Annotated in this window: 14 protein-coding genes; 2 read left to right on the top strand and 12 right to left on the bottom strand. The window is 44.2% G+C overall.

All coding sequences use genetic code 11. From position 1 onward, the window contains the following. Position 1: 1 nt before the first annotated feature. From priA to porQ, 4 genes are read right to left on the bottom strand one after another with little or no spacing between them, the layout of a single operon-like run. The gene (priA, locus tag MR764_RS00350; protein ID WP_247977393.1) at positions 2-2,473 is read right to left on the bottom strand and encodes a primosomal protein N'; all 2,472 of its coding nucleotides are present in this window, start codon (positions 2,471-2,473) and stop codon (positions 2-4) included. 58 nt (positions 2,474-2,531) lie between these two features. Continuing rightward, positions 2,532-3,395, bottom strand: a complete 864-nt coding sequence (locus tag MR764_RS00345) for a 4-hydroxy-3-methylbut-2-enyl diphosphate reductase (RefSeq protein WP_247977392.1) — start codon at positions 3,393-3,395, stop codon at positions 2,532-2,534. Then, on the bottom strand, positions 3,392-4,087 hold the full coding sequence (gene cmk, locus MR764_RS00340; protein ID WP_247977391.1) for a (d)CMP kinase: 696 nt from the start codon (positions 4,085-4,087) through the stop codon (positions 3,392-3,394). Before cmk ends, MR764_RS00345 begins: the two co-directional genes overlap by 4 nt. Before the next feature lie 54 nt (positions 4,088-4,141). Continuing rightward, positions 4,142-5,170 carry a type IX secretion system protein PorQ gene (gene porQ / locus MR764_RS00335; protein WP_247977390.1) on the bottom strand — a complete coding sequence of 343 codons (1,029 nt, stop codon included), beginning with the start codon at positions 5,168-5,170 and terminating at the stop codon, positions 4,142-4,144. Between the two features lie 183 nt (positions 5,171-5,353). On the opposite strand from porQ, the gene MR764_RS00330 reads away from it, so the two are divergent. Beyond that, on the top strand, positions 5,354-6,226 hold the full coding sequence (locus MR764_RS00330) for a PIG-L family deacetylase (RefSeq protein WP_247977389.1): 873 nt from the start codon (positions 5,354-5,356) through the stop codon (positions 6,224-6,226). A 135-nt stretch (positions 6,227-6,361) separates the two neighbouring features. Here the strand turns inward: MR764_RS00330 and MR764_RS00325 are convergent, their stop codons facing one another. The 5 genes from MR764_RS00325 to MR764_RS00305 all read right to left on the bottom strand — a co-directional run bounded on the left by MR764_RS00325 (position 6,362) and on the right by MR764_RS00305 (position 10,011). Further along, positions 6,362-7,186 (bottom strand): alpha/beta hydrolase-fold protein, encoded by an 825-nt coding sequence (locus MR764_RS00325; RefSeq protein ID WP_247977388.1) that lies wholly within the window; start codon positions 7,184-7,186, stop codon positions 6,362-6,364. A gap of 247 nt (positions 7,187-7,433) precedes the next feature. After that, positions 7,434-7,757: a hypothetical protein gene (locus tag MR764_RS00320; protein ID WP_247977387.1), complete on the bottom strand. Its 324-nt coding sequence runs from the start codon at positions 7,755-7,757 to the stop codon at positions 7,434-7,436. Between the two features lie 118 nt (positions 7,758-7,875). Beyond that, positions 7,876-8,367 (bottom strand): hypothetical protein, encoded by a 492-nt coding sequence (locus MR764_RS00315; RefSeq protein ID WP_247977386.1) that lies wholly within the window; start codon positions 8,365-8,367, stop codon positions 7,876-7,878. Positions 8,368-8,533: 166 nt separating this feature from the next. Further along, the gene (locus MR764_RS00310) at positions 8,534-9,037 is read right to left on the bottom strand and encodes a YkgJ family cysteine cluster protein (RefSeq protein ID WP_247977385.1); all 504 of its coding nucleotides are present in this window, start codon (positions 9,035-9,037) and stop codon (positions 8,534-8,536) included. A gap of 38 nt (positions 9,038-9,075) precedes the next feature. Next, positions 9,076-10,011, bottom strand: a complete 936-nt coding sequence (locus MR764_RS00305) for a DMT family transporter (RefSeq protein ID WP_247977384.1) — start codon at positions 10,009-10,011, stop codon at positions 9,076-9,078. 122 nt (positions 10,012-10,133) lie between these two features. Between MR764_RS00305 and MR764_RS00300 the strand changes: the two genes are divergently transcribed. Continuing rightward, positions 10,134-11,048: a sugar phosphate isomerase/epimerase gene (locus MR764_RS00300; protein WP_247977383.1), complete on the top strand. Its 915-nt coding sequence runs from the start codon at positions 10,134-10,136 to the stop codon at positions 11,046-11,048. Between the two features lie 172 nt (positions 11,049-11,220). Here MR764_RS00300 and MR764_RS00295 read toward each other — a convergent pair whose 3' ends face one another. From MR764_RS00295 to MR764_RS00285, 3 genes are all read right to left on the bottom strand, one after another. Next, positions 11,221-11,865: a hypothetical protein gene (locus MR764_RS00295; RefSeq protein WP_247977382.1), complete on the bottom strand. Its 645-nt coding sequence runs from the start codon at positions 11,863-11,865 to the stop codon at positions 11,221-11,223. Between the two features lie 190 nt (positions 11,866-12,055). Beyond that, entirely contained in the window at positions 12,056-12,640 is a 585-nt protein-coding gene (locus MR764_RS00290; protein ID WP_247977381.1) for a hypothetical protein, read from the bottom strand. A gap of 4 nt (positions 12,641-12,644) precedes the next feature. Further along, complete coding sequence (locus tag MR764_RS00285; RefSeq protein WP_247977380.1) at positions 12,645-13,364, bottom strand: head GIN domain-containing protein; 720 nt, start codon at positions 13,362-13,364, stop codon at positions 12,645-12,647. Positions 13,365-13,458 lie beyond the last annotated feature (94 nt).

Genomic DNA, 13,458 nt, shown 5'->3' with positions numbered 1-13,458 from the left:
CCTACATCGGATCTGCATCAATATTGAAGACAGAGTTGCTGAGCGAAGGCATTGATCTTACCTTTTTTACTGCCGCCACAATTTCTTCCTTCACCTGGTCGAGATGAAGTTTACGATCGATCTTCACCCATATTTCCTTGTGGTGCCACAACTGAATACGGCTGATCAGGGGAAATTCGGGACCAAGAATCACCAAATTCTTATTTTTCCGAAGAAGCGTTGCCAGTTCCTGTGAAGCCCTGTCTACGGTATCAACGTTTTTGTGTTTCACCACAATTTTCACAAGCCTGTAAAACGGCGGATATTTAAAAAGCTGGCGCTCCTCGAATTGCTGCTTCAGCACGTTTTGGTAGTCTTGCTCCTGAATGAGCTGAATTAGCGGATGATCGGGCTGCGATGTCTGGACAACCACGGTGCCGCGGCGGTGTTTTCGGCCGGCCCTTCCCGCCACCTGCGAAATAAGCTGGTAAGCCCTTTCGTGTGCCCTGAAATCAGGAAAGTTGATCAGGTTATCAGCATTCAGAATACCCACAACGCTGACGTGCTCAAAATCGAGACCTTTGGTTACCATTTGGGTGCCAATCAAAATATCCGTTTTACCCTCCTCAAGGTTTCGCACAATTTTCTCAAAGGCATTTTTTGTTTGTGTTGAATCCAGGTCCATCCGCTCGATTCGTGCATTTCGAAACAGCTGCTTGATTTCGTCTTCAATCTTCTCGGTTCCGAAACCCCGTGTTTTGAGTTCGGGCGACCCACACTCATCGCAACGGTCGGGCAACACATAAGAATAACCACAGTAATGACAACTAAGCCGTTTTTTGTATTTGTGATACGTGAGACTTACATCGCACCGGGTACACTTCGGAATATGACCGCAGGTAAAACATTCCACAAAAGGCGAATACCCTCTTCGGTTTTGAAAAAGAATGATTTGTTCCTTTTTCTCCAAGGCTTCCTCCATCAGGTTGTAAAGCTGTGGAGTAAGAATCGAACGCATCTCCTTCCGTTTGTACGCCCTTTTTACATCGGCCACCACTATCTCCGGCAGTTCCATTTCGGAATGGCGCCGCGTAAGATTTACCAGACCATATTTTCCGGTAATTGCATTATGATACGACTCGTAGGAAGGCGTTGCCGAACCTAACAATACTTTTGCTTTATGCTGAAATCCGAGTACGACGGCCATGTCGCGTGCATTGTAACGCGGTGCCGGATCAAACTGTTTGAATGAATTTTCGTGTTCTTCGTCCACTACAATCAATCCCAAATCAGAAAAAGGCAGAAAAACGGCAGAACGTGCCCCCAAAATTACCTGGTAGCCTTTATCGGGTTTTTCCTGAAACAACAGGGTCTTTTCCCAAATCTCTACCCGCTCCGAGCTGTTTAACCGCGAATGATAGATTCCCACTTTGTGTCCAAATACATTTTTCAAACGCTGCACAATCTGTGTGGTCAATGCAATTTCAGGAACGAGATACAATGCCTGCTTTCCGGTTCTTATCGCCTCATCAATCAGATGAATGTAAATCTCGGTTTTCCCGCTGGCTGTAATTCCGTGAATAAGTGTTACCTGCTTCGATTCGTACGACTGCCTGATTTCTTCCAGCGCTTTTGCCTGGTATGTGTTCAGCAGGTTCAGACTCACCTGTTCTGTTTTTTCCTCTTCAATACGCGAAACCTGTTTTTGATACTGAATCAGAATGTCCTTCTCAACCAGTCCCTTTAAAACAGCGGGAGTAAACTTTGTCCCTTCAAACAGGTCCTTTCTCGAGATTTCAGATAAAGCACTTTCCTCAAAAGCATTGATTGCAGAACAAAAATGCCACAGCAAAGCCTCCTGTTTTTTGGCGCGCTTTATCCCGGCAGCTTTTTCATTTAGTTTTTCCTCCGAAACAATATCAGGGAACAGCTTCACAAAAACCTCTGTTTTGGGCCGGTATTTTTCGTGCACTTTTTCCTCTACATAAACGAGCGCTTTCTGCATCAGCGCTTTCAGGGCAGGATAAGAAAAACGATCCTTTAATTTGCGTTCCAGTTCTGACAGGACATTGGTACCCTTTTCAATTTCAAGCATCAGGTTCCGTTCGGCATCGGTCAGGAGAAACTCTTCTTCCGATCCCGTAAGAAATATTTTGGATTTGCTTTCGAGTTTTAAGCCGGTTGGAAGGGCTGCCCGGAATACATCGCCCAGAGTGCAGCAATAATATTTGGCGATCCAGTGCCACATTTCAAAATTCTTTGGCAGCACCACCGGATGTTCGTCGAGCACCTGCCGGATTTCCTTTACCTCAATATCTTCCGGCTTTTCAGATGAAACCGAACTGACCAGGGCGGCATAAAATTTCCGCTGACCAAATTGCACGATCACACGTCTGCCGGGCTCCACATCCTTTTCCATCGACGGCGGAATAAGGTAAGTGTAGGCATCGTGTAAAGAAAGAGGCAATATAACTTGTGCAAAAAGCTGTGGCATGTATCGAATTTACCTGCCTAAAAGTACGCAAAAAAGCGTTCAGGGTGAAAGCCGGTTACTAACCGAAGTTTTCCTGCACCCACGCGGCAACGTCTTCCATCAGCCAGTTAGGCGTTGAAGTAGCGCCACAAATCCCCACTGAATTAACTCCTTGGAACCAATCGCGGTCAATTTCTTCGAGGCCCGTAATTTTTTTTGAATTCGGATTGACTTCTTCGCAAATGGTATAAAGATATTTCCCGTTTGAGCTTTTTACGCCGGCAATAAACAGAACCAGATCGTATTTAACAGCAAATTTCTTCAGGTTGGGAACCCGGTTCGATACCTGCCGGCAAATCGTATCCTTGATCTGAATCGGGACTCCCGGCTGCACCCGTGACTTAACCGTTTCGGCAATCTGGTGAAAATCTTCGATGCGCTTTGTGGTTTGCGAATACAAGGATATCGGGCGGCTCATATCCACTTTGTCGATGTCTGCGACACTTTCCACCACAATCGCATTGTTGTTGGTCTGCCCGTCCAGGCCAATAATTTCAGCGTGCCCTTTTTTTCCAAAGATCACCAACTGGCCTTCCTGTGCTTTGTTTTGCAGGTACGATCCTTTTACTTTTTCCTGAAGTGTCAGCACCACAGGACAAGTAGCATCAATCAACTCAATATTATTTTTCTCAGCATATTCATAAGTTTCCGGAGGTTCGCCATGTGCACGAATCAGCACTTTGCAGTTGCTCAGCGTAAAATATTCTTCCTTAGTAATGGATTTCAGCCCCATGTTTTCGAGCCGTTCCACTTCCTTTCCGTTGTGCACAATGTCACCCAGACAATAAAGCTTGTCTTCGTGTTGTAATTCTTTTTCAGCCGCTTTAATGGCATTAATTACCCCAAAACAAAATCCCGAACCTCTGTCAATCTCAACAATCATGCTTTAATAATCTCCTTTACTTTGTTTATCGTCCATTCCAGTTGTTCCTTCCGGCTCAAATGGCTGTTGTCGAGCACCCATGCATCATCTGCCTTTTTTAACGGACTTACCGCACGCGAAGAATCGATCTTGTCGCGTCCTTCTACGTTGGCCAGAATCTCCTCGAAATTTACCTCCTGCCCTTTTTCAGTTAGCTCGAGGTAGCGGCGCTGCGCCCTGATTTCGGGTGATGCCGTCATAAAAATTTTCAGTTCCGCATCCGGAAAAACTACTGTTCCAATATCCCGGCCATCCATCACAATGCCTTTTTCTCTGCCGTTTTCGCGCTGCTGATGTACCATCTCTTCGCGTACCTCGGCAATGGCGCTAATCGGACTTACATTTTCCGACACTTCCAGTTGGCGAATCTCGTCTTCTACATTCTCTCCGTTCAGAAATGTGGTGTTCATACCCCGTTCTTCGTCCCACTTAAAGGTAATGCGGATATCTTTCAGGCCCTCCAGGATTTTTTCCTTATTCGGAACCTTGTTTTCAATCCAGCCGTTTCGAAGTGCAACCAAAGTTACCACGCGATACATGGCTCCGGAATCGATGTAAACATAACCCAGCTCTTTTGCCAGGGCTTTTGCCATGGTGCTCTTCCCGCAGGAAGAATGTCCGTCGATGGCAACAATAATTTTTTTAGTACTCATAACGATTTCGCATCTGCAAAGATGGTAATTATTTAAGATATTCTTGTCTTTTTCTTAGAAATTGTCGTTCAAGTTAACCGCCACCGAGAAGAGATTCGAAGATCCGGCCAGGTGAAAACGCGATATCCCGTAGTCGAGTCTGAACCGTTTAATTTTCAATCCAAAGCCAGCCGAAAAGCCAACCGTTGAAGCTTTATCATCGAACTTCAATTCTTGTCTCCGCTGGTAGTTGTAGCCCACCCTCAGGGTAAAATTGGGCGATGGTAAAAGTTCCACTCCAAATACCAGGTGTCGCATAAATTGTTTGGTAAAACTTTCGTCGCGCTCATAAATGGTCTCGGTATTAAATTCGGGATCCTCCTCCGGCGTATATAATTTCCAATGATTTAAATTCTGAAGTGTGGCCATCAGCACCACCGGTGCGTGTTCCAAACGCTGACTAATACCGGCCTGCAGGTTAAAAGGAATGCTTTCACGGTTGGCGCCGTCATAATAAGTGCTAAGCTGTGTGCCCATATTCCGGGCCACCAGCGCCAATGTGGTATACCCCGATTTACTGGTGAAGTTCACACCCAGATCGGCAGCAATTCCAACCGACTGATAAGTTTCGAACGACGAAAGAATCGGTTTCAGGATCATACCGTATTTCAATCGCTTGTACTGGTTCGAGTAGATCAGGTTCAGCGCATATTCAGCCGCGTTAAAGGTAGCACCGGTCAACTCTCCAGCTTCGGTTGCCTCGTCAAATTTTCCGTAATTGATGTAATGCACCCCCACCGCAAAATTCCCGATACCTTCGTAGGTTTTGGCATACGACGCGTAGCCATAGTTTACATCGGCCAGGTAATTGACATAGTTTACCAATAATTTGTTACTCATCCCGGCTGCCAGCAACGACGGATTATGGTACGGAAGATTCAGATCGCCCGAATCGGGAACGGCAATCTGTGTGCCCCCCAAAGCAGCAATACGGGCAGAGTTGGTGAGTTCTAAAAACTGGTAGGTATGCTCTCCCCCGATCTGTGAACGACCGGCCAGCGCCAAAAATCCAAGCCATAAAATCAGATAGACTTTTCGCATCATCCGCGATTCTAATTTTCAGTAAAACGCCAAAGGTAATTAAATCGTATAATTTGTCTGATTTTGACTCCTGCAAAATAAGCCTGAACCGGGCAGAGATTAAGACTCATGAAATTTAGCTGAAAAGGATACAATTTCAGCAAAAAGATCACTAGCTTTATCCTGACAATAAACCAATTCAACCTTATGAAAAAGCTCATCATCCTTTCCGTCAGCATTTTTACATTTCTACTCGCAGCTTATTCTCAGGAAAAAATAAATGTTGTTGTGATTGGCGCTCACCCCGACGATTGTGACATCGACGCCGGAGGAACGGCCCTGAAATATGCACAAATGGGGCACCGCGTGCTGTTTGTTTCCTTAACCAACGGCGATGCCGGACACCATGAAAAAGGCGGAGGCGCACTTGCCCGGATCAGACGGGCTGAAGCACAGGAAGCCGGCAAACGTTTTGGCGTAAGCTACACGGTTCTTGACAATCATGATGCAGAACTGATGTCCACGCTTGAAAACCGCCACACAGTGATTCGGATAATTCGTGAATGGGAAGCGGATGTTGTAATTAGCCACCGCCCCTACGACTATCACCCCGATCACCGAAATGCTGCAATACTGGTTCAGGATGCGGCATTTTTGGTAGTGGTGCCCAATGTTGTTTCCGATGTTCCGGCATTAAAGAAAAATCCCGTTTTTCTGTACTCGCACGATGGCTTCCAAAAACCCTCACCGTTTCAGCCCGATATCGCGGTGGATATTACCGATGTTTATGATCAAAAAGTTCATGCAATGGCGGCTCACGAATCCCAGTTTTTTGAGTGGCTACCCTGGCTCAACGGTACATTGGATCAGGTTCCGGAAAGTGACGGGGAACGAGAAAAATGGCTGGCAGGTTTCCGGCGGTCACCCATTGGCGACGAGCTGCGTCAGTCGCTGGTTAAATGGTACGGCGGAGAAAAAGGGAACCAGGCAAAGATTGCTGAATCGTTTGAGATTTGTGAATTCGGACGACACCCGTCAGACGATGAGATCAGGCAATTGTTTCCGATGATGGGAAAGTAAGCAGTTTTCTAAATATAAATTCACAATTCATTCGCCACTCACCTCTTGTTCCATACATGAAAAAGAGAAAAAATCAGCAGGGAAAATGTGCTTAATTTTTGTAGCTCATTCGAAAAAATAGCTTTAAACGATAAATTATTTATCATTAACAGAAGTCGTCTTTTGTTCGTTCAGTTTTTCAAACGTAAAAACCAAACCGTTATATACATCAATGTAGGGCACATGATGTTCATTTTCCAATAGATCAACCTTCCATTTTAAATTTTCGGGAGAATTTTCTTTCAGCAACTTCTCAAACTGAGGCATCGGATTCAATACATTTTGATAATCGTTTCCCCCGTAAATTACATACAAGGTTTTATCAAAACTTTTTAGTTCGCTGAAAAAATCTATTGTTTCCTTTAACACATAGTTATCCCCCCAGCCTAACATTGGACTGCTTAAAATGTAGGATTTAAACAATTCGGACTTTTTCACCATAGCATGACATGCAAACATGGCGCTGTTGGAAAACCCGGCCAAAATACGAAGTGAATCGGCTCTGTAATTCGACTCAATAAAAGGAATCACTTCCGTACTAATCGACTCTAAAAACCTGTCAGCCCCGCCCGAAGTTGGTCTTCGGGTAAGTTTAAACGGGAAAACTTCATTCCAACTATCTTTATTACTTATCCCTACAACGATAAACTCGGGAATTCCATTTCGACCTTCTACATGCCAGGCTGCTGACTTTGCCCGGAAATAATTCGACTCCGGAAATAAAACATATAAAACGGGATATTCCTTTTTTGTATCCTTATAATCCATCGGTAGACTCAGATAGAGTTTTCTGCTTTCTCCATAAAGGTCCGAATCATACGAAATTATTTGCGTGATTGGAATCTCGTTATTCGACTGAGAAAATAAGGTGGCCGGAATAGTTAAAAGTATCGCCACGAAAAATACCAGTTTGTTTTTCATTTTATTTCATTAATGGGTTGAGTTAGCTGAGAAATATTGATGATATTTTTAACCTGAACAATTCCAATAAACCTCCCCGCTGCAAACTCACAAGGCACCTCAATGAAATACATGATATTCTTTGCCCGCATTAAGATGTGAAAAAAATGTCCTCATGAGTCCTGTCTCATGTTCGGGATTCCTGCCTGACGTTACGGGCAAGAATCTAAGAAATTGTTTTTGCACCCAAAGTCATCGCCTCGTGGAATTAAAACCAATGCAATTTATAATTCAGATAGCCCACCAAAAGCCAAAGTGCCAGCACCGCAACCACTACGCTTAAAACAAGCATAATGTAGCGCCCCCTGTTTTCGCTGATCAGTTCCAGTCGAAGTTTTGCCTTATACTCCCGCGGATATTTCTTTTTCTTAAGATTGTCGAGCGTTCGGGTTTCGAGGTGATAATATTCGGCGGCGCTCCGGTCATTAATGTTTCCACCACCGCCACCGTCGGTTTTACTTTTTTTCCCGAGAAATTTCTTGGGCTTCATTGTGGTAATCCATCGCTGCAAGCCCATTCCGTGGTATCCCATGATCGTTGTATTTGAAAGATCCTTAAAGTTACCAACTTTTCGCCATCTCAGGCGCAATCTCATATATTATAGAACATGTTATGTTATTTTTACGTCGCTTTCACATTAAACCCGGAACCTATTCCTGCTGAAAAACAAAACGGCCTTCGGTACCTGTTGCGATCTTATCTCCATCCATATCGAACCACAAGGTTAAATTACCATAAGCAAAATACCAAACACCCCAAAAATTCGGATGAATCGATAAATAGGAAAAAACATCTTCGTCAAAGTCGGTATCTCCAAAACGGGTGTTTACCACCTCATCACCGTCGCTGTATACGTTCAGTTGTTCCATTTGGTAGCGCAAACTTTGGTGTACCCGGGTAATTGTGCCGCTGAACTTCTTGTACAATACCAAGGAATCGCCCGATTGTATCGAAATTTCTGAGCTGAAGGCATTTGTTTCCAGGATTAAACTTTGCTTCAAATTGGCATTCATCTCCTTATCCTTCCAGGTTCTTACCCAGTTCCCAACATAATTGGGAACCTCATCTTCTGATTTTGAGCATGACTCCGCAATAAAAAACAAGAGTAAAAGAAGCGTTAAAATCCGCGTTTTCAATTTCATGGGTTTGTCTTTTTTTAGTTCAATTGTCTTTCCAGGCAAAGTTTAAAATTTAAGGCAAGCAATCTACTATTTAATTTCCTGCCTTTAAAACAACTTGTCAGCATATCTCCCAGGCGAAACGATATCGTCAAGATGTTGCAACAGGTAGGCCAATGAAAGGTTCTGTCTACCGCTGCTTTAGTTTTAATTCTTCAATGATTTCGTATACCACCGGGCATGTTTCGCAGTTAAGATGCGAAAGCTGCAGAATCTGGTAAAACCGCTTCCGGTCGGTATGCGGATATTCGCGACAGGCACGCGGACGACTCTCGTACACCATGCAGTAATTATCGGGCATAAGAAACGGACAGGGATGATCGCGAAACACCATATCGCCGTCTTCATCCACGCGGATGTATTGCTCCATAAAATCGCCAGCTTTCATTCTCAGGTGTTTTGCCAGGCGCTCAACATCCTTATCTATCAAACGTGGGCCAATGGTTTTACAGCAATTGGCACAATCGAGGCAACTAAACTGAGCAAAAGCATCGATGTGCAGTCCCTGTACAAAATCATCCAGATCTTTGGGCTTTTTCTTTTTGAGCTTTTTGAGAAAAGCAGCCGTTTCTCCCCGTGTTTTATCGGTGAGAAGCTTTAACTCTTCCGGCGTTTCATACTCTATTCTTTTCATCTGTTTTCTGATTACTGCGACTGCAAACTGGTCACTGTCTATCCTTTCCGTTGTGTGGTAATTTCAATGGGTTCCAATTCGCCACTTCCTTTTCGTTTTCGTTTAATCTGGGCGAGGAACAGTCCGGCTACTACAATCACAATCCCGACCACCTGCTGCACACCCAAACTGTCTTTCAGAATAAAAAACGAAAGAATGGCGACAAACACGGGAATCAGATTGATAAAGGTATTCGAACGGTTTACGCCCAAATGCCGGATACTTTGCGTAAAGAAAACAAAGGCCAGCGTTGACGCAAAAACCGCCAAAAAGATAATGGCCCTGAATGCCTCGGCGTGAAACGGTTGGTGAATAAAATCGTTTACTTCGAGAGAGAGCCACACCGGCAGAAAAAACACGACTCCAATTATGTTCTGGTAAGCTAAAATACTCAAGGTATTATACTTTCCGACGAGTTTGCGCAAAACAATGGAATAGAAAATGGCTGCAATAACCGCCATAAATTCAAGCCCTACTCCGAGCGGCGATGCATCGAACCGAAAGGCTCCGTTGAGCACCACCAATCCCACTCCCAGGAATGAAAACAGCAAACCCATGGCATTCATCCACTTAATTTTCTCGCGAAAAAAGAACCATGCGGCAACCGGCGAAAACAGCGGAATGGTGGCAACAATTACCGCTGCTTCTGTCGACGAAATATAAATCAGCCCGTAACTTTCTCCGATGAAATACAGGAAAGGCTCAAAAAATGCCATCAGCACAAAGAGCCAGACATCTTTTTTCTCTGGCTTTTGCAGGCGTTTCATCAAAAGTGCAATTCCTGTAATCAACACAGCCGAAATGGCCAGCCTGATAATTACCACGGTAATTGGGCCGTATCCCTGGTAAGCTATCTTAAACCAGATAAACGAAAAGCTCCAGAAAAAAGCAGCCCCCAGGGCCGAAGCATACGCCAGAAAATCCTTATTCCTCATGAGTTGAATTTGACGCGCCGAAATTAGCGATTAAACGACGAAGATTGCTTTCAATTTAAATAAAAACCACATCTTTGCTGTACTAAACAAAATCTTGTAATATTACCTAATACCAATTCATTATGCATTCAAAAAGAATCACTTTTAAACTTTTCGTATTACTGCTTGCCTTAGTAGGAATGTCTCTCTCTTTCCAGGCCTGTCAGTCGACCGGAAAGAAAGCAGCAGAAGAACAAAAGTCGGCAAAGGCTGAGAAATTCATCGGGCTCCAACTGTATTCAGTTCGCGACGACATGGGAAAAGATGTCGCAGCCACTCTAAAAGCCGTTGGCGAAATGGGCTATAAATTTGTGGAAAGCGCCGGTTATGGTGACGGAAAAATGTACGACATGGAACCGGAAGCATTCAAAAGCCTGTGCGAAAGTAACGGATTAAAATACCTGGGAGCCCACACCGGACAGGATGTACCGACCGAAGAAAAATGGGCCGAAACCATGGCATGGTGGGATACCTGTATTGCTGCACATAAAACAGCCGGCGTGAAATGGATCGTTCAGCCCTGGATGGGATCTACCGGTTACGAAAGTGTGGAAGGATTGAAAAAATATTGTGAATACTTTAACGCTGTAGGAGAAAAATGCAACGCAGCCGGCATTCGTTTTGGTTATCACAACCACGACAAGGAATTTTCTACCGAACTGGAAGGAAAACCCGTTTACGACTGGATGTTGGAGTTTACCGATCCTGCAAAAGTCATGTTTCAGCTCGATTTATACTGGATCGCCGAAGGAGGCAAAAATGCACTCGATTATTTCGACAAATATCCCGGCCGCTTTGAATTGTGGCACATAAAAGACGAAAAAGAGTTGGGCGCCAGTGGCAAAATGGATTTTGCATCGGTTTTTGCCCAACGCGAAAAATCGGGTTGTAAATACGGAATTGTGGAGGTTGAACGCTACGATTTCGAACCACTTGAAAGCTGCAAGAAAAGTATCGATTTCCTGAACGCTCAGGATTACATCGACTTACACGAATAGGAAAAAAAAGAGAGGGTATCTCAGAAGTTTAGAGAACAAAGTTCCCGCAAAGATACAAAGGAGCGCAAAGGCCACAGACGACTGATTCGCATTCTCTGTTTTTGCGTTCTTTTGATAAAATACTTTGCGCACTTTGCGTGAAAATTACTTCTGAGACTCCCCTCCTTTCCCTTTAATTCAGCTTACCGAATTTAAAGGTCATCCCAAAACTGAAGCCCTCCAGCGCATCACTGCCTGTTTCATAAATCTCGATATTGGAAGTAAAACGGTAACTGGCATACGCTGCCGCCCTGAACCAACGGGTAAGGTTAAATTCCAGCTCCATTGACGGCTCCAGCACAAAAAACACATCGTTGTCGATTTCATGCCCCGGATAATACGGATCCCAGTCCCATCCCCAGCCATCGTTTTCAAGCAGGGCAACACCACCTATACCGACCAAAAGAGGAAACGAAAGATGAACGGCCTTTCTTCCGCCAAAAATAGGCTCGACGATTAATCCTCCGTAGCCCCCGGCCAGCATAAATCGTGGATCCGAATTGTCGTAATAACTATGGTGATAGTCGAGGTTATTCACAAAGCCGTAGCCGCCCAACCCGATGGCCAGCGACTGGTCGAAAACGTACATTCCGCGAGCTCCCGTCATCAATGCATCACGCCCGTCGATTTCGGAATATCCCAGTGAAAATGCGCCATACCAACCGTTGCTTTGCTGATTGGTGAAAAGTGTCTGAACCTGATCGTTCCTGTAGTTTTCCTGTGCCCGGGCACAGATCGCCCCGAGCATCATGAATAGAATAATGCTTAATTGTTTCATTCGTTTAAATTTTAAATCTTCAATGGTAACTCATGGAACTCGCATTGAGCTTTATCAAACTATTGCCTGAAATCCGCAAGATGCTCGTTTCATGATACTAAAATTATATGACGTTTAAAGATCTTGGTCAAACCTGTCCCCGTCCGACAAATGACTTCGGACCGGTTTGTTTTCTGAACATATTTTAGGATTAAAAATGATACTTCACGGTAAAGGCAATGTCAAACACTTCGAGTTCGAACACTTCCCTGCCAAACAAGTCGAAATAAGGCTTTGCCTCGATCCCCAGCGAAAGCGGAACCTCATAAAAAAGGTATTCCAAACCCACCACGCCATCGAGGCCGGCGATAAAAGCTGTCTTTGTTTCGTACCACTCAGCATTGTAGCCCGTATACCGTTTTTGCCATTGCTGATAACCGGCATGCACTCCGGCGCCGTAAAAGAAACTCAGCTGATCGGTATAACGAAACAGATCGTACTGATGAAATTCTTTCATGGCATGTAACTGAACTCCTTCGTCGCGTGTGCCAAGCAAAAACTTATACGAATTTGCATCATCGGTATAAACCCGGTATTCAAATCCTGAAGTGAGCCCTCCCCTGATACCGATGGCCCGGTTAAATGTTTGTGCAAAAACCAGTGTGGGAAATAAGGCTAGTAATAATAGTAATCCTGCTTTCATACGATTAAAATTGTTTATTTTCAGCGGTATCGTATGTAACTCGCTTCTTTTAATCATTCCATTGAATGTAGATATTTTACGTGCTCGTTTCATAAAGTTATTCTTGATGATAAACATTACCCGATCCTGAAATATAGGTTTTGACCGTGGGATTTCCGTAGTAAAAAACATTTCCGCTTCCCGAAATACGGCTGTCAAGATCGTCTCCAATGGTCAGCCACATATCGCCCGAACCGCTGGTCAACGTTTTACAATCGGCAATTTCAAATCCGGCTCCGTTAATTTTTCCCGAACCGCTCACCGTAACATCGGCTTTACCTGCAAAACCTGAAACATCGATTCGTCCCGAACCCGAGAGTAGAATCGTTGCTTCCTGAACTTCAAAAGAACTTTGAATCCGTCCCGAACCCGACAAAACTATCTTTACGTCATCTCCCTGAAAAAGATCGGATTCGACCAGCCCGGATCCACTAAGATAAATTCCATTTAAAACCAGAGTTTTAATAAACACCTCCATCGGAATAACGGCGCGCACACTGTGTAAATTGTCTGTTTTAATGTGAAGTGTTCCCTCCGAAACCCAGGTGTCAATAAATTGAAGCAGGTTTTCGTCGGCACTTACTACCACACTAGATTCTTCGCCGCTGGTAATGTACACCTGAAACGCTCCGTGTGAATTTACCTTTGAAAAAGCCGGCACAGTGCGGTTTTCACTTGCCTGAATACCGTTTCCACTTACATCAAAATCGTTGGTACAACTTACGGCGCTCACCAGTAAAAAGAGCACACCAATAGCAAAAAAAGTAATTGTTTTCATGACTTTTTGTTTTCTGTTAATTTGAATATTGTTTGCTTTCTGTTTGTTGTTTTGGGAATTAAACTTGTATGTTTTCTGTTTCTGTAATCTTAAT

The sequence above is a fragment of the Maribellus sp. YY47 genome (assembly GCF_023111095.1).
In the GTDB taxonomy this organism is placed as follows: domain Bacteria; phylum Bacteroidota; class Bacteroidia; order Bacteroidales; family Prolixibacteraceae; genus Draconibacterium.
Note: the sequence above shows the minus strand (reverse complement) of the source record. Positions and strands in the feature narration are given on the sequence as shown.

Excerpts from the sequence above, each read along its gene's own strand:
- MR764_RS00320 (WP_247977387.1), bottom strand. The coding sequence starts at position 7,757 with ATGGGATACCACGGAATGGGCTTGCAGCGATGGATTACCACAATGAAG.
- MR764_RS00290 (WP_247977381.1), bottom strand. The coding sequence starts at position 12,640 with ATGAAACGAGCACGTAAAATATCTACATTCAATGGAATGATTAAAAGA.
- MR764_RS00315 (WP_247977386.1), bottom strand. The coding sequence starts at position 8,367 with ATGAAATTGAAAACGCGGATTTTAACGCTTCTTTTACTCTTGTTTTTT.
- MR764_RS00295 (WP_247977382.1), bottom strand. The coding sequence starts at position 11,865 with ATGAAACAATTAAGCATTATTCTATTCATGATGCTCGGGGCGATCTGT.
- MR764_RS00345 (WP_247977392.1), bottom strand. The coding sequence starts at position 3,395 with ATGATTGTTGAGATTGACAGAGGTTCGGGATTTTGTTTTGGGGTAATT.
- porQ (WP_247977390.1), bottom strand. The coding sequence starts at position 5,170 with ATGATGCGAAAAGTCTATCTGATTTTATGGCTTGGATTTTTGGCGCTG.
- priA (WP_247977393.1), bottom strand. The coding sequence starts at position 2,473 with ATGCCACAGCTTTTTGCACAAGTTATATTGCCTCTTTCTTTACACGAT.
- MR764_RS00300 (WP_247977383.1), top strand. The coding sequence starts at position 10,134 with ATGCATTCAAAAAGAATCACTTTTAAACTTTTCGTATTACTGCTTGCC.
- MR764_RS00305 (WP_247977384.1), bottom strand. The coding sequence starts at position 10,011 with ATGAGGAATAAGGATTTTCTGGCGTATGCTTCGGCCCTGGGGGCTGCT.
- MR764_RS00325 (WP_247977388.1), bottom strand. The coding sequence starts at position 7,186 with ATGAAAAACAAACTGGTATTTTTCGTGGCGATACTTTTAACTATTCCG.
- cmk (WP_247977391.1), bottom strand. The coding sequence starts at position 4,087 with ATGAGTACTAAAAAAATTATTGTTGCCATCGACGGACATTCTTCCTGC.
- MR764_RS00330 (WP_247977389.1), top strand. The coding sequence starts at position 5,354 with ATGAAAAAGCTCATCATCCTTTCCGTCAGCATTTTTACATTTCTACTC.
- MR764_RS00310 (WP_247977385.1), bottom strand. The coding sequence starts at position 9,037 with ATGAAAAGAATAGAGTATGAAACGCCGGAAGAGTTAAAGCTTCTCACC.
- MR764_RS00285 (WP_247977380.1), bottom strand. The coding sequence starts at position 13,364 with ATGAAAACAATTACTTTTTTTGCTATTGGTGTGCTCTTTTTACTGGTG.